Consider the following 17,527-nt stretch of genomic DNA (forward strand, 5'->3'; position numbering starts at 1 on the left):
ATGCAACCGTAGCGACCAAAATTATTAATTAACGTACTTGTTCTTCATTTACTGTTCGAACGGATTGTCGATAGCCTTCAATATGCTCTGGCTGTTTTTTCGGAATGACTAACCATAAAACCAGATAAACTAAAATTCCTGGAAAGGCCGCACTCATAACTGAGATCAAAACAAAAATGACACGTAGTAAAGTTACGTTCCAACCAAAACGTTCAGCAATACCACCCATTACACCGGCGATCATGCTGTGTCGGTTCGAGCGATATAAACCAGAACTGGCCATCTAATTCTCCTTAAAGATAAATAATTACAAGAAGCTATTGTGCTCTTGCTTAATAAAAATATGGAGGCGAAATAACGGGTTTAAAGTCCTCTCAAAAGTAAATTGGTTAAAATATGTAAAGGATTGGGATGAAGGAAACCAACATCAACTAAAATGCACCTTTTCAGGGCTTAAGGGGTTATTACAGCAATTGGTTAATGCCTGAAATGAATATAAACATGGCGGTTGCTGTTATCTGTGAATAATGTATATGTCTTTGAAGCGGTCTAGTTTTTTAGTTAAGTATTTAGTTGTAGGGGCTATGATGTGCCTGACACTGAGTGCTTGCGATATAAACCATGCCAACTCAAAAGATCACTCTAGTGCCAGCTCTAATTCTACGCATGAAGAAAATCTAATAAAAAATAGTACATCTACAAAAACATTAGATTATGTGGCAGGCCGTACTTTTTTACCCGAAGAAAACTTAGATCAAGCTAAAAAGTTAAGCGGAACCTTATTGCAATATGTAGGGCGATATCACACCCGAATTTCATGTGAGGATGCTTTTGCTGATTGTGAATCGGGCGAAGCAGAGTACATTTTAAATTTATTACCCAATGGATCGGCTTATTGGAATGTTATTCATTTTGGCCGTGTGGGAAGTAAAGATGGGGCTAAAAGTGCCGCTGTAAATGAATTATGTCCTTCTTTAAATTGGAAGGTAGATGAAAAAGAGCATGAGTTAACCATTCAATGTCCTTTATCTAAAGTTAATTTTTATTTTAATTTTGATTCAAACAAAAGATTGGTCATGAATCTAGAGAAGCTGTTTTATAGCGATTATGGTAAAAATCGTGAATTTTTAGAGCAAAACTATTTTGTTCCAAATCAGGCTTATGTATTAACTAAAGAATAAATATTACTTGAATAAAAAAGAGCGCAATATGAATTGCGCTCTTTTCGTTTCTCTATTTAAAAATCATTAGTAGTCGAAGCTAAAGTGTTCAACTGGTAATGATGTTAATGTGCGAGAGCTTGTCACCATCGACTCTGCATGACCTTGAGTCCGAGGCAGCATACGGTCAAAGTAGAAGTCTGCAACTTTGATTTTAGCTTTATAGAATTCAGGTGTTTCTGCACCGTCACCTGCTTCAAGTTTTTCAGAAGCAATGACTGCTTGTTGCGCCCAGAAGTAAGCCATCATCACGTAACCTGAGAACATTAAAAAGTCTACAGAAGCAGAAGATACGATGTCACGGTCTTTACGTGCAGCAAGCATGATACGAACAGTTAAAGTATTCCATTGAGCACAAAGCTTAGTTAAGTCCCAAGCAAAACGACGTAAGTATTTATTACGTGCGTGCGCAGCACAGAATTTTAAGATTTCAGCAGTGTAGTCACGAACCACTTTACCTTTTGAGCTAAGCAATACTTTACGACCAATCAAGTCAAGTGCTTGAATGCCTGTGGTACCTTCGTATAGCGTTGAAATACGAGCATCACGAGCGATTTGTTCCATGCCCCATTCTTTGATGTAGCCGTGGCCGCCGTAAACTTGCATGCCGTTATTTGCTGCTTCTAAACCAAGCTCAGTCAAGAAACCTTTCAAAATTGGAGTGTAGAAACCAAGCTTGTCATCATAGTCTTCATAAGCAGCTTGGTCGCCACGTGTTAATGCATCTGTCATTTTGTCTGCAAGTTTTGCAGCATGATAGATCATTGAACGACCACCTTCAGCAATTGCTTTTTGAGTCAACAACAAGCGACGTACGTCAGCATGATGAATGATTGCATCAGCAACTTTGTCTGGATCTTTCTTACCAGAAAGCGCACGCATAGACATACGGTCTTTCGCATAAGGTAACGCACCTTGATAAGATAACTCGGCATGTGCAATACCTTGAACAGCAGTACCAATACGTGCTGTGTTCATGAAGGTAAACATTGCATGTAGACCTTTGTTCACTTCACCGATTAAATAACCAGTTGCATTATCAAAGTTCAACACCGCAGTAGCAGAAGCTCGGATCCCCATTTTGTGTTCGATTGAACCACAAGCGACTGTATTACGCTCACCAACACCGCCATCAGCAGTAGGGATGAATTTAGGTACGATAAATAATGAAATACCACGAGTACCAGCAGGAGCATCTGGAAGACGTGCAAGTACGATATGAATAATATTTTCAGTTAAGTCATGTTCACCGGCAGAAATGAAGATTTTTGTACCAGAGATTTTATAAGTGCCATCTGCTTGAGGTTCAGCTTTAGTTTTAACTTGTCCTAAGTCTGTACCACATTGAGGTTCGGTTAAGCACATTGTGCCGCTCCAAGTTCCTTCAACAAGTTTAGGCATATAGGTTTGTTTTTGCTCATCAGTACCGAATTGCAAGATAGTATTCATACAACCCGAACTTAAGCCAGGGTACATGGTAAATGACCAGTTTGCAGTACCCATCATTTCTGATTTAATCAGATTTAATGACATTGGTAGGCCTTGACCACCAAATTCTTCAGGATAAGAAAGACCTTGCCAACCGCCCATTACGAACTGGTCATAAGCTTCTTTAAAGCCTTTAGGCGTTCTCACTTCACCATTGTCAAAATGGCAACCTTCTTCATCACCAGGTTGGTTAAGTGGCGACAATACGTTTTCACAATAATCTGCCGCACCTTCAAGAATCATATCAACTGTATCTGGATCTGCATTTTCACCATTTGATAAAGTTTTATAGTGAGCAGGGTAATCTAATACTTCATTCATTAAGAAACGAATATCATGTAGCGGGGCTTTATATGCTGGCATGGCTTTAATCCTAATTTTGAATCATTGTGGGATTATCTGAATCGATGATTTGATTATTCACTCACCTGATAAAAATACAATGATAATCACATCCGAAAGAAATGTCAGAAAAGCGAATTTTGTCGAAAATAAATACACCCGAAAATACATTTTCTGCTACATTCAGGACTTATACTTTTATGTGAAAAAACAACTATTTTTTATTTTTAGCAAGTTTTGCTAAAAAGATAAAGCTATAAGGTTTTAAAAAAGGTTATGCATTTAAAATATCTCAGTTTATGTTTATTTAGTTTGGGTTTGACCGCATGTGCGCAGCATAACCTACGTCCATCAGTGGCATCTGCCAACTTAGATCAAAAAGTCATTCAGGGTATGAATGCAATGTATGAATACCCAAGCTATGACTACCGCGGGCATTTTAAAGTTAATGTTGATTCGAATCAGCCTAAGAAAATCAGTACTGTAGAGAAAACGGCTCAGCTTGATGCTGGAGTGCAAAAAAAAGTAGATCAATATTTACGTGAACAAAAAACTAATTTGAATAAAAAACAGAAGCAGGCGCTTTATGCTGCAATTGCAAATGAGCAATCTGTTTCAGGTATATCTGACGAATCACGTTCAGAAAAAGTAAATGCCGTATTAATAAATTTATTAAATGACCTCCAATTTAGTTACGATGGCTCAGTTCATTACCGTCAAAAAATGGGGTCGTTAAATCTCACTGCAAGATATGAGAAACCGACCTTACTGGTACAGGCAAAATTGCCAATGGTACTTGATCTGAAAGACTATAAATTTTACGTTAATTATTTTGGATTAATGCCTTATCTAGTAAATAAAGACAATCAAAATAACTTGGCGTATGTCGATTTTTCAAAGTATAAAAATCTGTTTACAAACGTCGATATGAAGAAGTTTGTTGAATATGCAAAAGCTTCTAGCGCGATATCTTATCGTTTGGCTGAACCACAAAATTTACAGCGTTTACCCATTACCGATGCTGACCGTAAAGCCGGAATTGTAGAAAAAATTCGTTTAAAAGATACGGTCGAAGAGTTATTGCTGCAATCGGAACTCTATGGTCAAGTCAATGAAAAATATTTGCAAAAAAATGTTTTAGGGTTTGATGACCAAAAGGTTGCCGAATCTATAGCAACTGAACTTGCTGCTTCTGAAGCTAAGAAAAAGGTGACTGGTGCTGAGGGGCAGAGGGTTTCTTCTGAAGATGCAGCGGCTGTCAGTCAGCAACTCTACTCACTTATTAATGCTCATTTTGGCAATACATTGGCTTCTGAGGAAGGTGATGAAGACCAAGCAAGTGCAGCTCAAGATGTGGCAGCAGCAGAAGCAGCCTCTGATTCAGCTCAAGCAGAAGACGTTGCTGTGGCAGATGCTGAACCTACTGTACAAGATGCAGAAGTGGCTACACTTACAGAAGATCAGTGTGTTGAATTACAGTCTCTTAAGAAACCAGTTGCCTTAGGTGATATTAATTACTGTCAAATTTACGGTATTAATGTGCTTGATCAGAGCGCAGTAAATACCGAAAAAACTCACATGAAAGCTCGTCAAGCTGCTCTAAAACAAACTTTTGCTGCTTATGATCAGAACCAGTTTGTGAATGATGATGCCTTTAAAGCTTTATGGTTAAAACATAAAGCCGAGATTGAACAAGCTTTACCAAAACAAAGAAATCCAATTACGATTGATGTTGGACTTGATGAAAAAGGCCGTTTAGTTAACGCAGATTATGATGTTGCCTATACACCAGCCGAGTTTAATCATCGCTTTAATATTAAAATGGACATGCAAATTTTAAATTATGGTAAAGCCACTTCAATTGACCCGCAGCAGCTTAAACAAGCTAAATCAGTTGCTGAAGCAAGCAAAGGTTCGCTATTTGAAAACTTTGTAAAAGGCTTTAGTGAAAAACTTGGGCAGAGTGATGTTTCTGAACATCCAGTTGGCTTACATAGCGATGTACAAGATTTAGATTCTAGTCTGGCGCTGTTGGCTAACCAAACTTATGATGCAACACGTGCCTATGATAAAACGTATAAGGCTGTGTTTATTGCAAAATTGACTGCCGAAAAACCGTCATATATTCATTATTATTCAGTTCAACAGTTGCAAGAAATTGCTGAAGTTTATGCTTACTGGTTCTCTGAAGAAGAAACTTATAATCCTCAAGGTAAGGCTTTAGAGCGTATAGAAGCATTGCAGAAAAAGCACCATCTTGAGCAAGAAGAGCAATTTGATAATGATTTAGGTCGTGCTGTGGACCATATTGTGATTACGACAATACAAGGTGAGGCAGGGCGTGAAGCATGGCAAAAATTACAGAAACAATATAAGCAGCCTGAGCAGCTTTTCTCGAAGCAATATCAATTAAAATTTGAACAACAAAATGGTGCTTCTGCTGAAGAAAAACAATTGTTGTCGCAAACAGCTGATATTTTAGGTAAGGCTTATGCTGCTGCGCGTAAACAGCAACTTACGGAAAAAACAATTCAGAATTTAAAACCTGAACATAATGAATTTATTGATTATGAGATTTTCCGAGATGTTTATCAGCAAATGGTTGTGACCAAAAAATAATAAATGCAGTCAAAAAAGAACCTACTTAAAGTAGGTTCTTTTTTGTTTTATAGAAAATCTTTTAATTCAGGTCTTACACCATTCCAGATATAGAAGGCTTCAATAGCCTGACCCACTAACATCCCAAAACCTTCTGAATATGGCACATTGCGTTGTTTAGCTTGCTCAAGGAAGCTGGATGGCTTGCCATAAGCCATTTCATAGGCATATTTGAACTCTAGATTTTCTGGTAATTGTAATGCATCACCTGAAAGGCTTGCAGAAGTTGCATTAATTACAATGTCAAAACTCCCTTCTAACTCACTTAGAGAAATTGCTTGTAATTGAGCTTGAGGAACTGCTGCTTTTAAGTCATCTACCAGTTGCTCTGCACGAACGAGAGTACGGTTTGCAATCACAATCTTCTTAGCACCAGCCTGTACTAATGGATAAATAACACCACGAGTTGCACCCCCAGCTCCTAAAATTAAAATATTTGTATTTTCTAGGTTCCAGTCTAAGGCTTGAATTGCGGCCACTAAGCCTTGGCCATCAGTATTATCGCCGTGCAATTTGCCATTCTGCATCCATAACGTATTCACCGCTTTCGCAATTTGAGCGCGTTCGGTTAACACATCACACAAAGCAAAAGCTTGTTCTTTAAATGGTACGGTAACGTTCATGCCACTTCCACTATTTGCAAAGAAACTACGCATACTCGGTTCAAAACCATCAAGAGGGGCAAGACGTTTTTGATAGTCGAGATCAACACCTGTTTTTTCAGCGAAAGCATGATGCAATTCAGGAGAGCGTGATTGTTCGATTGGGTTGCCAATTACTGCAAACTGTTTGGTCATTCTTATATCCAAAATTTTAAAATGGCATGAAGCAGTTAAAAACGTGTGCTGAATATTCAGCAGGCCTCACTATAAGCCAAATTGGAATAAGAAAAAATATTTGAATGAGGTTCAGAAAAGTGAAAATAAAAAAGGAGATTCTCTAGGGTGGAAGCCAAAGAATCTCCAAAAAGCAAAAAATTAAGCAACTTTTTCTTTTAGATTTAACCAGTCACGTGGTTTTAGGTAATAGTCAGTTAAACGTTTCTCTGGGGAATTTTCATCCCATTCAGGACGATACGACCAACCTGCAAGGTTCGGTAGGCTGACTAAAATAGATTCGATACGTCCACCTGTTTGTAAGCCAAACAATGTTCCACGGTCATATACTAAGTTATATTCGACATATCTACCGCGACGGTAAAGCTGAAATTCACGTTGAGCTTCGGTATAAGGCTGTTCACGATGTTTTTCAAAAATTGGCAGAATGGCATTTAAATAACCATTACCTACAGCTTGAATATATTTAAAGCAAGTTTCGAAATCCCAGCCATTGAGATCATCAAAAAATAAACCACCAACACCACGTTGTTCATCACGATGTTTTAAATAGAAATAATCATCACACCATTTTTTATGTTCAGCGTAGACATGGTCACCAAAAGGCTGACATAAGTCATGAGCGGCTTGATGCCAATCGATAACATCTTGCTCATCTGGATAAAAAGGAGTTAAGTCAAAACCACCGCCAAACCACCAAATCGGATCTTGTCCTTCAGGTTCTGCAACGAATAAACGTACATTGGCATGAGAAGTCGGAATATTCGGATTTTTAGGGTGAATCACTAACGAAACGCCCAGTGCTTGAGCCTTAGCGCCAGCAATTTGAGGGTGTCTTTCTGTAGCGGAAGCGGGCAGTTTACTAATGTTGATGTGAGAGAACATCACACCACCTTTTTCAATCACTGTACCATTTTGCAGTACGCGTGAACATCCACCACCACCTTCCGGACGTTCCCAATCATCAATAATAAATTCACTCGTACCGCCACCAGCTTTTTCTTGTTGTTCTAACCCAGCACATATACGGGCTTGTAAATCGAGGAGAAATTCGCGGACACGTTGAATATCTGTGGAAGTCGGATGTTGCATAATGACCCTCAAAGATGATTGAGATAGGAGATAGATACATCAAAACACAAAACCATAAAAAAAGTAAGGGATTTTTAAGAAATGTCTCAAAAATCCCTTGTGATTGCTTTTTTAATATTTATTTTTTTAAAAAATCATCTTTTTGGTAAAGGTGATCCATACGTTCACGTTTGGTTTTTAAATATTGTTCATTAAAAGGGTTGCGCCCAACCGTTAATGGGACACGGTCAACAACATTAATTCCTTGATCTTTGAGTGCCTGAATTTTCAAAGGATTATTGGTAATTAATTTAACTTCTTTAACTTCTAAATGATCTAGCATGATGCTACACATGTCGTAACGACGTGCATCGGCAGGAAGATTTAAAAGTAAATTAGCATCTACGGTGTCATGACCTTGATCTTGTAAAGCATAAGCGCGAATTTTATTTGTAAGCCCAATACCACGGCCTTCCTGACGTAAATACAAAATAACGCCTTGACCTACCTCATTGATGAGCTTTTGAGTTGCCTGCAATTGAGGACCACAGTCACATTTTAATGATGCAAACGCATCACCTGTTAAACATTCTGAATGTACACGAACCAAAACAGGGCCTGTAGGGGGATTTTCTAACCCTTTAGAAAGTGCCACATGTTCTTCACCTGATACTGGATCTTGAAACACAGAAATATTGAATTCACCAAAAGCGGTCGGGAGTTTTGATGTTGCAATGAACTCTATAGGCACAGATTAACTCATCTTTTAACCGAAAACGGTTTAAAGTATAGCGTAATGCTGGGAGATTGGTCGAATTGTCATAATCATTTTGCACACTAAGGTTTTCTTTTTTGTATAAAGATGACGATAATAGTTGATAAATAGTCAGATTATTCAGGATAATCTGCCAACCATACCCATGATGTATGAGAGACTGCTTTGCATGACCTCGTTCGCAAATGTGGCTGATTGAAGGTGACTTCATTCGATTGTATGATCGACCCATTTTGACCCAGCTTAGGATTTGCCAGGCTTATAAAGGCTTTGCCACATATGTTGTATACCGAAATTCCAACTCAACGCCCTGTTACGCCATTGTTAGATGCAATTGATCATCCTCAACAATTACGTCAGCTCGAGCATAGCCAATTGGTTCAAGTGGCTGATGAGTTGCGTCAATATATTTTATATGCAGCAGGCCAGAGTGGTGGCCATTTCGGTGCTAATCTCGGCGTGGTTGAGCTGACGGTTGCGCTGCATTATTGCTTTAATACACCAAATGACCGATTAGTTTGGGATGTGGGACATCAGGCGTATCCGCATAAAGTCCTGACAGGTCGTCGTGAGCAAATGACCACGATTCGTTCTAAAAATGGTTTAGCAGCATTTCCAGCCAGAGAAGAATCAGTTTTTGATACATTCGGCGTAGGACATTCATCAACAGCAATTTCAGCTGGTTTAGGAATGTCGTTAGCACGTCGCTATCAAAATGATCCATGTGAAGTCGTTTGTATTGTTGGTGATGGTGCAATGACAGCAGGTATGGCGTTTGAAGCCATGAACGACGCTGTTGCACATGATGCTGATTTAATAGTTGTTCTTAATGACAATGACATGTCAATTTCTTGTAGTACAGGTGGCTTTGCTAAACATTTGGCTGCAATTTGGGAAAAAGGTCATTTAGTAAATGTAGATGAACATGGTGAGGCTTACATTCAGCCACATCCAAAATGGACCTATAACTCTCGTTTGCATCAATCGGCAACAGATGCGGCAGATAATTTATTTAAAGCAATTGGTTTTGATTATTTTGGCCCATTCGATGGCCATGACGTAAATCAACTGGCCCAAGTATTTAATGCTCTCAAGAAGCGTAAAGGCCCACGGTTAGTCCACGTCTATACTAAAAAAGGTAAAGGTTTCACTCCAGCAGAAGCGGATCCGATTACCTACCATGCAATTAGCAAAATTAATGCGACTTCAGCAGGTAAAACACCACCTAAATATTCTGATGTATTTGGTCAGTGGCTATGTGATGAAGCTGCACAAGATGAACGTCTACTTGCGATCACACCAGCGATGTGTGAAGGCTCAGGTATGGTTCAGTTTGCTAAAGAATTTCCGCAGAGATTTTTTGATGTTGCGATTGCTGAACAGCATGCAGTAACACTTGCAGCAGGAATGGCTTGTGAAGGCTTAAAACCTGTTGTTGCAATCTATTCAACATTCTTACAGCGTGGTTACGATCAGCTTATTCATGATGTCGCATTACAAAACCTTGATGTGACTTTCGGAATTGACCGTGCAGGTTTGGTTGGTGAAGATGGTCCAACTCATGCAGGTGCATATGATTATGCATACATGCGTACAGTGCCAAACATGGTCATCATGGCACCAAAAGATGAAAATGAATGCCGTCAGATGCTTCATACAGCCTATGTCTATAATGGACCAGCGGCAGTACGTTACCCGCGTGGTGCAGGTGTAGGTGTTGAAATTCAGCAAGAGTTGACTGCTATTGAGTTAGGAAAAGCTGAAATCGTTGCTGAAATTAAATCTGCTTGTGATGAACAGATTACAATTTTGGCATTTGGTAGCCGCGTTATGGTTGCCATAGAAGCTGCTGAACAATTTGCACAAAAACATGATGTGGGTGTGCGTGTTGTAAATATGCGTTTTGTGAAACCACTTGATGAAAAAATTATTCGTGATTTGGCTGAGCACACACATTTATTTGTCACTGTTGAAGAGCATGCGGTTATGGGTGGTGCGGGAAGTGCGGTAAATGAGTTCATGGCTCAAGAACAAATTGTGAAACCTATCATTAATTTAGGCTTGCCAGATTTGTTCTTACAACAGGCTTCACACGGACAAATGTTGCAAGACTGTGGTCTAGACGCTAAGGGTGTTTTGAGCTCAATTGAGAAAGTTTGGCTCAAGTTAAATCAGGTCGTTTAACCCTCAATAAAATTTTTGAAACATTTTCCCCCTAAAAGCGCATATATTTGCTAAAATATTTGCGCTTTTATGCATTATTCTTTGTCAAAATCTTCAAATTTGTCTAGTGGGTGTTCAATGGAACCTATGGTGGTTATGGCTGCGCGTGCGGCTCAAACAGTTGGTCAAGAGCTTTTAAAAGCGCATCAAAATCGTCATAAACTCGATTTACAAGTTGAAGAGAAAGGCATTGATGGCCCAGTAACGCGTGTAGATCGTTATTTAGAACAGTTAGCGATTGATACGTTACGTAAAAGTTATAAAAACCATAGCTTCTTAGGTGAAGAGTTTGGTTTACAAGAAGGTAAAGGCCATGATGCAGAGTGGTGCTGGGTAATTGACCCGCTTGATGGCACACAAAACTTTATTAATGGTTTCCCTCATTTCTGTATTTCAATTGCAGTTCAGCATAAAGGCGTTACTCAACACGGCGTAATCTACGATCCAGTACGTGATGAGTTATTCTCTGCTAGTCGTGGTCGCGGTGCAGTTATGAATCAACGCCGTATTCGTGTAAATGTAAAAGATAGTTTAGAAAATACATTCTTAGCAGTAGGCCATCCTTACCGCGCTAAACGTGCTGGCGAAATCGTATCTTATGCAGAGCAGCATTTCGCATCATTACTAGCTGTTACTGAAGCAGGCGCACAAATCCGTCGTGGTGGTTCAGCTGCTCTAGATTTAGCGTATGTAGCTGCAGGTCGTTTCGATGGCTTCTTTGAGCTTGGTTTAAAGCCATGGGATATCGCTGCGGGTGAACTTATTCTTAAAGAAGCGGGCGGTGTAGTTGTTGATGCACGTGGTGGTAATAATTCACTTGAAAATGGTCAAGTACTCGCATGTTCGCTTAAATTGCTAAAACCTTTAATGCAAACAGTTGTTCCAGCTTGGGATAAAGCTGCAAAATAATTTGGTTTATTATTAATAAAACCCTCTGTAATCAGAGGGTTTTATGTTTTAAATAAGGATTAAAATTAAGTTAATTCAAGAAATATGCATAAAGTTGATTAAAAAAGGTGACTTTTAAATTATTTCTGCTATAATCCGCCAACGCACTTAAATTTCCGTTCATTACCTGAACATTCTGTTCTATTCATTGTAAGCGCACGCTGTCCATAGAGAGGACCATTACTTGCGCCCCAATCGCTCAGCGATTCTTCAGGTTCGGCCGTAATCAAGCGTGCGTTTAGTCCACATCGTCGTTACTCGGATTGCTGCTGAAAAAATGTTTCAGCTAACTTTGCTTTGCCGCTTTTTGCCGATGTCTATTTTTTTGTATTTATTAAAAATGGAGCACCCACAAGGGTGAAACTCTCTATGAGCAAAACTTTTGCCGAATTTTCTTTGCATGAAACCTTACAACAAGCGCTTGAAGGTTTAGGTTTTACTGCCCCGACTCCTGTGCAAGAACAAGCAATTCCTGCTGCTTTAGAAGGTAAAGACCTTCTTGTATCAAGCCAAACTGGCTCTGGTAAAACTGCTGCATTCTTACTCCCAACATTAAATGCTTTAGCTGGTCAAGAGACTGTTGTACCGTTCAAAGACCGTATGAAAGCAGTAACTCAACCGAATATCTTGGTAATTTCACCAACTCGTGAATTGGCTCAGCAAGTAAGTCAAGATGCAATTGCATTTGTACGTCACATGAAAGGTGTTCGTATTGCTGCCATTATGGGTGGTATGCCATTTGCAAAACAAATTCAACAATTAAAAGGCGCGCAAGTTGTTGTTGCAACACCTGGTCGTTTACTTGACTTGGTAAATCGTCGTCAAATTAAATTAGATCAAGTAGATGCTTTAATCGTTGATGAAGCGGACCGTATGCTTGACCTAGGTTTCTCTGAAGACTTAGAAGCAATTAGCGAATTAGCGGCTAACCGTAAACAAACATTAATGTTCTCTGCAACATTTGCTGACCGTATTATTCGTCTTGCATCATGCATGATGAAAGATCCTATGCGTATTGCAATTGAAACAGGTCATTCAACCAATACTGATATTACACAAACATTGCATTGGACGGATGGCTTCGAACATAAGAAAAAATTACTTACCCATTGGTTAAGTGATGAAAACTTAGATCAAGCTGTTGTTTTTGCTAGTACGCAAGAAGATACAGATATGTTGGCAGAAGAACTTGCTGAAGCAGGTCATTCTGTAGTTGCACTTCATGGTGCAATGCCACAAACAGTTCGTAACCGTCGTTTACGTAGTATTCGTGAAGGTCGTGCAAAAATCTTAGTTGCAACTGACGTTGCTGCTCGTGGTCTTGACGTTCCGACTATTTCTCACGTAATTAACTTCGGTCTTCCGATGAAGCATGAAGATTATGTACACCGTATTGGTCGTACTGGTCGTGCTGGTCGTACTGGTCAAGCAATTACTTTAGCGACTTATCGTGAACGCGGTAAGATTCGTGCACTTGAAGAATATTTAGAAGCGCGTTTAAGTGTTTCTGAAATTGAAGGCTTAGAGCCATCTCCACCTCCTGCTCGTTCAGGTCGTGATGGCGGTGGTCGTGGTCGTGGCGGTAATGGCGGTAGCCGTGATGGTCGTCGTGGTGGCGGCGGTTTCGGTGGCGGTCGTCGTTTTGAAGGCGAAAGCAACTTCAAACGCCGTGAAGGTGGTCGTGATGACCGTCCACGTCGTAGCTTCGATGATAAACCACGTGGTGAGCGTCCAGCATTTGGTGGTGAAGATCGTCCACGTCGCGAGTTCAATTCAGACCGCCCACGTCGTGAAGGTGGTTTTGAAGATCGTCCGCGTCGTGAGTTTGGTTCAGATCGTCCGCGTCGCGAAGGTGGTTTCAATGATAAACCGCGTTTTGACTCGAATGATGACAACCGTGGTAATCGCGTAGATTATAAACCACGTCGTGAAAGTGGTTTTGGTGATCGTCCAAAACGTAGCTTCGGTGGTGAAGATCGTCCACGTCGTAGTTTTGATGACAAGCCACGTGGCGAGCGTCCAGCGTTTGGTGGTGAAGATCGTCCACGTCGTAGTTTTGATGACAAACCACGTGGTGAACGTCCAGCGTTCGGTGGTGAAGATCGTCCGCGTCGCGAGTTCAACTCAGATCGTCCACGTCGTGAAGGCGGTTTCAGCGATAAGCCACGTCGTAGCTTCGATGACAAACCACGTGGTGAACGTCCAGCGTTTGGTGAAGATCGTCCAAAACGTAGCTTTGGTGGTGAAGATCGTCCGCGTCGTAGTTTTGATGATAAACCACCGCGTCGTAAGTTCGACCGCTAATCAATATTTAGTTTGAAAAAAAAGGCCAGTAAAAATACTGGCCTTTTTTATTTTTCAGTTTTGTTATAAACTAATAGAATGTGAATTGGTTCAATTTTTTATTAAATAATGCGTAAAAGTAAGCGAAAAGAGACAATAATGGCACAGTTGAAGAACCTTCTGGTTCAGCGTGGGTTGCCTTATCTTTTTATTGCACTTGTTTTGTGTAATGGGGTTTACTTCGCCTACGCTTTTATAAATGGAAATTCTGTTGAGCAATTCCAAGCTTCTGAATTGACCTCTTTTTACGAACATACTTCTTCGACTTCTCTCAAGTAAGTTAGCTCTGCTTTTGTCAAAATTACAACAAGTTTGCTAATTTTCAGTGTTATAGTATGCGTGCATAAAAGTGCAGGAACGATTGCCATTATGAATAATAAAACTCCTCTCTCGACTCAACCGCTTATTGAAGTGAAGAACTTGAGTTTTAATCGAGGGGAACGCGTCATTTATGACAATATTAGTTTAAATATACGTCGAGGCCAGATTACGGCCATTATGGGACCTTCTGGTACAGGTAAAACAACTTTATTACGTCTGATTGGTGGACAGTTAGTTCCAGATCAAGGGGAAGTTTTACTCGACGCTAAAGATATTGCCAAAATGTCTCGTCAGGAACTTTTTTCCGCTCGTGCACGTATGGGAATGTTATTTCAGAGTGGAGCTCTATTTACGGATATGTCCGTTTATGAAAATGTGGCGTTTCCAATCCGAGCGCACACAAAGCTTCCTGAAAATCTCATTGCTGAACTGGTTGCATTAAAACTTGAATCGGTGGGTCTACGTGGTTCTGAACAATTAATGCCGACAGAACTTTCAGGTGGTATGAATCGTCGTGTAGCATTGGCTCGCGCGATTGCACTTGATCCCGATTTGATCATGTACGATGAACCTTTTGCTGGTCAAGACCCAATTGTGAAAGGTGTTTTGACACGTTTAATTCGTTCACTACGTGAAGCGTTAGATTTAACAACAATTATTGTTTCGCATGATGTTGCAGAAACATTATCGATTGCTGACTACATCTATGTGGTAGCTGAAGGAAAAATTCAGGGAGAGGGTACACCTGAAGAGTTGCAAAAACATGCTTCTCCATTTGTACACCAATTCTTAACAGGTTCGGCAGAAGGACCAGTTGAATACCAGTTTAGTCATCTAGCTTATTTAAATAACGAGGTTCGTCCATGAATACGATTGCCTGGTTAGGTAGACTCGTTATTGAGCGGATTCGAGGCATTGGTGCTGCGGCACATATGCTCTTGCAGATTATTTTTTCACTTCCTAGCAAGGGTGGTTTTGGTCGTTTTGGTTACCAAATGCACCGCGTAGGTGTGATGTCCTTACTTATTATTACCGTTTCTGGTTTGTTTATTGGTGCGGTTCTTGGCTTGCAGATGTATAGCATTTTGGTCACTTTCGGTGCTGAGTCAATGTTGGGTACAGCGATTTCGTTAACCCTACTCCGTGAGCTTGCTTCTGTGGTTGCTGCATTGCTATTTGCAGGACGAGCAGGTTCTGCATTGACTGCCGAAATTGGTTCAATGAAGCAAAGCGAACAGCTTGCCAGTATGGAAATGATCGGGGTTGACCCTTTAAAGCAAATCGTATCACCACGTCTTTGGGCTGGTATTGTCAGTTTGCCAATGTTAACTGTGATATTTGCCGCCATTGGGATTATTGGTGGCAAGATGGTCGGTGTTGACTTTTTAGGTGCTGATGAAGGCTCCTTCTGGAGTGGCATGCAAAATACAGTGCGTTTCGGGCATGACATTATCAATGGCACGATTATTAAAAGTATTGTTTTTGCTTTGATTTGTACATGGGTCGCTGTTTATCAAGGCTATGCTTGTGATCCGACACCAGAAGGCATTGCAACGGCAATGACCCGGACGGTTGTGTATTCTTCATTATGTGTTTTAGGTTTTGATTTCGTGTTGACTGCGGTCATGTTCGGAGGGATTTAATGAAATCACGTAGTAGTGAACTGGCCGTTGGTATCTTTGTTATTATCTTCGGTATTGCATTGTTTTTCTTAGCAATGAAAGTTAGTGGGCTTGTTGGTACTAACTTAAGTGATAGTTATACCATGAAGGCTCAATTTGATAACGTCAATGGGCTAAAGCCACGTGCTAAAGTAACAATGAGTGGGGTTACAATTGGTCGTGTTGATTCAATTACGCTTGATCCGGTTACGCGTTTGGCTACCGTAACATTTGGTTTAGATGGAAAATTGACAAGTTTCAATCCTGAACAATTAAAAGAAGTTCAGAAGAATGCGCTGGAAGAGTTGCGTTATAGCTCAGATTATACTCAGGCTTCTCCAGAGCAACAAAAAGCAATGGAACAGCAACTGACCAGTAACATGACCTCCATCACAAGTATTGATGAAGATGCTTATATAATGGTAGCAACCAATGGTTTGTTGGGTGAAAAATATTTGAAAGTTGTACCTGGTGGTGGTGTGAACTACTTGAAACGAGGTGACACGATTTCAAACACTCAAGGAACTATGGATTTAGAAGATTTAATTAGTAAATTTATTACTGGTGGTGGGGCTGGTAAAGTTGCTGCCGGTTCAGGCTCAACAGAAGCGAGTGCTCCTGCAAGCACTGATAAAGATAGTGCACAAGCCTCATTTGTTGAGTAAAAGATTATTTGAAGGAGTGGTTCCTGGTGAATACGTTGTTTAAACAAACCCTGACAGCAAGTCTTTTGTCTACCATGATTGTGGGTACAGCATTTGCTGCACCTTCAGAAGCACCACCTGATTTTATCAAGCGTGTTGCTGATGGTTTGATTACTCGTTTGAAAGCTGATCATGCAAAATTGCAAAATAATCCAGCATTAGTGAAGAGTATCGTACGTCAGAATTTAGACCCGTATGTTGATTCACAAGCATTTACTCGTATTGTAATGGGTACTTATGCAACAAATCAGTATAGTACAGCGGCACAGCGTGCTCAGTTCGAAACTAACTTCCGTAATACTTTAATTGAAAATTACGGTAGTGCATTTGCTAAATATACGAACCAAAGCTATACCATGCGCCCTTACAAGGCAACTGCGGGTAAAAACCCAGTAGTGACATTAGACTTCAGTCATAACGGCGACAAAATTCCTGTATCTTTCCAGTTAGCTGATAAAGGTACACAATGGAAAATCCGTAATATCAATGTTTCTGGTATTGATTTGGGATTACAGTTCCGTAATCAGTTTGCTGCAACAGTGAAACGTAATGGTGGCGATTTGAATAAAGCAATTGCAACCTTCCAACCGGATGCAGACGCTGCTGTTAATCAGAACAAACAAAAATAGTAGGTGAAGAGTGGTTCAGTATCTCAACCAACAATTGGTTGTTTCGGGAAAAATTGATTTTGAAAATGCGGAACAACAGTATCAGGCAGGTTTAGCTATCATCAAGAAGCAGCAAAGCTTTCCTCTGGTGGTGGATTTAACAGAGCTTGAGCATGGTAGTACCTTAGCGTTGGCTGTTTTAGTTCAATGGTTACGAGTGACTCCACAAAAGGCTGGTTTGCATTTTAAAAATGTACCCGAAAAAATGCTGAAGATCATTCAAGCCTGCCATTTGAAGGAAGATCTACATTTGATCTGATGTTCTAGAT

General features: G+C 40.2%; 16 protein-coding genes. 11 read left to right on the plus strand and 5 right to left on the minus strand.

Features of this window, described 5'->3' with window-relative positions; all coding sequences use genetic code 11:
* Positions 1 to 28: 28 nt before the first annotated feature.
* The gene (locus K6I41_RS01960; RefSeq protein ID WP_004789692.1) at positions 29 to 283 is read right to left on the minus strand and encodes a PspC domain-containing protein; all 255 of its coding nucleotides are present in this window, start codon (positions 281 to 283) and stop codon (positions 29 to 31) included.
* A 250-nt stretch (positions 284 to 533) separates the two neighbouring features.
* Between K6I41_RS01960 and K6I41_RS01965 the strand changes: the two genes are divergently transcribed.
* A complete protein-coding gene (locus K6I41_RS01965) occupies positions 534 to 1,181 on the plus strand; it encodes a hypothetical protein (RefSeq protein WP_151821445.1) in 648 nt (215 codons plus the stop codon).
* Positions 1,182 to 1,247: 66 nt separating this feature from the next.
* On the opposite strand, the gene K6I41_RS01970 is transcribed toward K6I41_RS01965, so the two are convergent.
* Positions 1,248 to 3,071 (minus strand): acyl-CoA dehydrogenase C-terminal domain-containing protein, encoded by a 1,824-nt coding sequence (locus K6I41_RS01970; protein ID WP_005301163.1) that lies wholly within the window; start codon positions 3,069 to 3,071, stop codon positions 1,248 to 1,250.
* 255 nt (positions 3,072 to 3,326) lie between these two features.
* Here K6I41_RS01970 and K6I41_RS01975 point away from each other — a divergent pair, with 255 nt between their 5' ends.
* Positions 3,327 to 5,669 (plus strand): hypothetical protein, encoded by a 2,343-nt coding sequence (locus tag K6I41_RS01975; protein ID WP_250375119.1) that lies wholly within the window; start codon positions 3,327 to 3,329, stop codon positions 5,667 to 5,669.
* 47 nt (positions 5,670 to 5,716) lie between these two features.
* Here K6I41_RS01975 and aroE read toward each other — a convergent pair whose 3' ends face one another.
* The 3 genes from aroE to ribA all read right to left on the minus strand — a co-directional run bounded on the left by aroE (position 5,717) and on the right by ribA (position 8,366).
* Positions 5,717 to 6,505, minus strand: a complete 789-nt coding sequence (aroE, locus tag K6I41_RS01980) for a shikimate dehydrogenase (protein WP_250375120.1) — start codon at positions 6,503 to 6,505, stop codon at positions 5,717 to 5,719.
* A 180-nt stretch (positions 6,506 to 6,685) separates the two neighbouring features.
* A complete protein-coding gene (gene hemF, locus K6I41_RS01985; protein WP_250375121.1) occupies positions 6,686 to 7,636 on the minus strand; it encodes an oxygen-dependent coproporphyrinogen oxidase in 951 nt (316 codons plus the stop codon).
* A 118-nt stretch (positions 7,637 to 7,754) separates the two neighbouring features.
* Entirely contained in the window at positions 7,755 to 8,366 is a 612-nt protein-coding gene (gene ribA / locus K6I41_RS01990) for a GTP cyclohydrolase II (protein WP_250375122.1), read from the minus strand.
* 303 nt (positions 8,367 to 8,669) lie between these two features.
* Here ribA and dxs point away from each other — a divergent pair, with 303 nt between their 5' ends.
* The 9 genes from dxs to K6I41_RS02035 all read left to right on the plus strand — a co-directional run bounded on the left by dxs (position 8,670) and on the right by K6I41_RS02035 (position 17,517).
* Positions 8,670 to 10,574, plus strand: coding sequence for a 1-deoxy-D-xylulose-5-phosphate synthase (gene dxs, locus K6I41_RS01995; protein ID WP_250375123.1), 1,905 nt, complete (start codon positions 8,670 to 8,672; stop codon positions 10,572 to 10,574).
* A 117-nt stretch (positions 10,575 to 10,691) separates the two neighbouring features.
* Positions 10,692 to 11,522: an inositol monophosphatase family protein gene (locus K6I41_RS02000; RefSeq protein ID WP_004789677.1), complete on the plus strand. Its 831-nt coding sequence runs from the start codon at positions 10,692 to 10,694 to the stop codon at positions 11,520 to 11,522.
* A 408-nt stretch (positions 11,523 to 11,930) separates the two neighbouring features.
* Positions 11,931 to 13,865 carry a DEAD/DEAH box helicase gene (locus tag K6I41_RS02005; RefSeq protein WP_013196768.1) on the plus strand — a complete coding sequence of 645 codons (1,935 nt, stop codon included), beginning with the start codon at positions 11,931 to 11,933 and terminating at the stop codon, positions 13,863 to 13,865.
* 108 nt (positions 13,866 to 13,973) lie between these two features.
* Positions 13,974 to 14,183: a hypothetical protein gene (locus tag K6I41_RS02010; RefSeq protein ID WP_250375124.1), complete on the plus strand. Its 210-nt coding sequence runs from the start codon at positions 13,974 to 13,976 to the stop codon at positions 14,181 to 14,183.
* A gap of 90 nt (positions 14,184 to 14,273) precedes the next feature.
* Complete coding sequence (locus tag K6I41_RS02015; protein WP_005301184.1) at positions 14,274 to 15,092, plus strand: ABC transporter ATP-binding protein; 819 nt, start codon at positions 14,274 to 14,276, stop codon at positions 15,090 to 15,092.
* Complete coding sequence (mlaE, locus tag K6I41_RS02020; protein WP_005301186.1) at positions 15,089 to 15,868, plus strand: lipid asymmetry maintenance ABC transporter permease subunit MlaE; 780 nt, start codon at positions 15,089 to 15,091, stop codon at positions 15,866 to 15,868. Before K6I41_RS02015 ends, mlaE begins: the two co-directional genes overlap by 4 nt.
* Positions 15,868 to 16,551, plus strand: coding sequence for an outer membrane lipid asymmetry maintenance protein MlaD (gene mlaD, locus K6I41_RS02025; RefSeq protein ID WP_005301188.1), 684 nt, complete (start codon positions 15,868 to 15,870; stop codon positions 16,549 to 16,551). The genes mlaE and mlaD overlap by 1 nt, the downstream gene beginning before the upstream one ends.
* Positions 16,552 to 16,577: 26 nt before the next feature.
* Positions 16,578 to 17,219, plus strand: coding sequence for an MlaC/ttg2D family ABC transporter substrate-binding protein (locus K6I41_RS02030; RefSeq protein WP_049837391.1), 642 nt, complete (start codon positions 16,578 to 16,580; stop codon positions 17,217 to 17,219).
* Between the two features lie 10 nt (positions 17,220 to 17,229).
* Positions 17,230 to 17,517: an STAS domain-containing protein gene (locus K6I41_RS02035; RefSeq protein ID WP_192836303.1), complete on the plus strand. Its 288-nt coding sequence runs from the start codon at positions 17,230 to 17,232 to the stop codon at positions 17,515 to 17,517.
* Positions 17,518 to 17,527 lie beyond the last annotated feature (10 nt).

Origin of the sequence: Acinetobacter sp. AS23, assembly GCF_023612055.1 — a bacterium.
GTDB classification, from domain to species: Bacteria; Pseudomonadota; Gammaproteobacteria; order Pseudomonadales; family Moraxellaceae; genus Acinetobacter; species Acinetobacter oleivorans.

Coding starts and splice junctions, on each gene's coding strand:
- K6I41_RS02010 (WP_250375124.1), top strand. CDS start 13,974: ATGCGTAAAAGTAAGCGAAAAGAGACAATAATGGCACAGTTGAAGAAC.
- mlaD (WP_005301188.1), top strand. CDS start 15,868: ATGAAATCACGTAGTAGTGAACTGGCCGTTGGTATCTTTGTTATTATC.
- hemF (WP_250375121.1), bottom strand. CDS start 7,636: ATGCAACATCCGACTTCCACAGATATTCAACGTGTCCGCGAATTTCTC.
- K6I41_RS02015 (WP_005301184.1), top strand. CDS start 14,274: ATGAATAATAAAACTCCTCTCTCGACTCAACCGCTTATTGAAGTGAAG.
- K6I41_RS01970 (WP_005301163.1), bottom strand. CDS start 3,071: ATGCCAGCATATAAAGCCCCGCTACATGATATTCGTTTCTTAATGAAT.
- K6I41_RS02005 (WP_013196768.1), top strand. CDS start 11,931: ATGAGCAAAACTTTTGCCGAATTTTCTTTGCATGAAACCTTACAACAA.
- dxs (WP_250375123.1), top strand. CDS start 8,670: ATGTTGTATACCGAAATTCCAACTCAACGCCCTGTTACGCCATTGTTA.
- K6I41_RS01960 (WP_004789692.1), bottom strand. CDS start 283: ATGGCCAGTTCTGGTTTATATCGCTCGAACCGACACAGCATGATCGCC.
- K6I41_RS01965 (WP_151821445.1), top strand. CDS start 534: ATGTCTTTGAAGCGGTCTAGTTTTTTAGTTAAGTATTTAGTTGTAGGG.
- aroE (WP_250375120.1), bottom strand. CDS start 6,505: ATGACCAAACAGTTTGCAGTAATTGGCAACCCAATCGAACAATCACGC.
- mlaE (WP_005301186.1), top strand. CDS start 15,089: ATGAATACGATTGCCTGGTTAGGTAGACTCGTTATTGAGCGGATTCGA.
- K6I41_RS01975 (WP_250375119.1), top strand. CDS start 3,327: ATGCATTTAAAATATCTCAGTTTATGTTTATTTAGTTTGGGTTTGACC.
- K6I41_RS02000 (WP_004789677.1), top strand. CDS start 10,692: ATGGAACCTATGGTGGTTATGGCTGCGCGTGCGGCTCAAACAGTTGGT.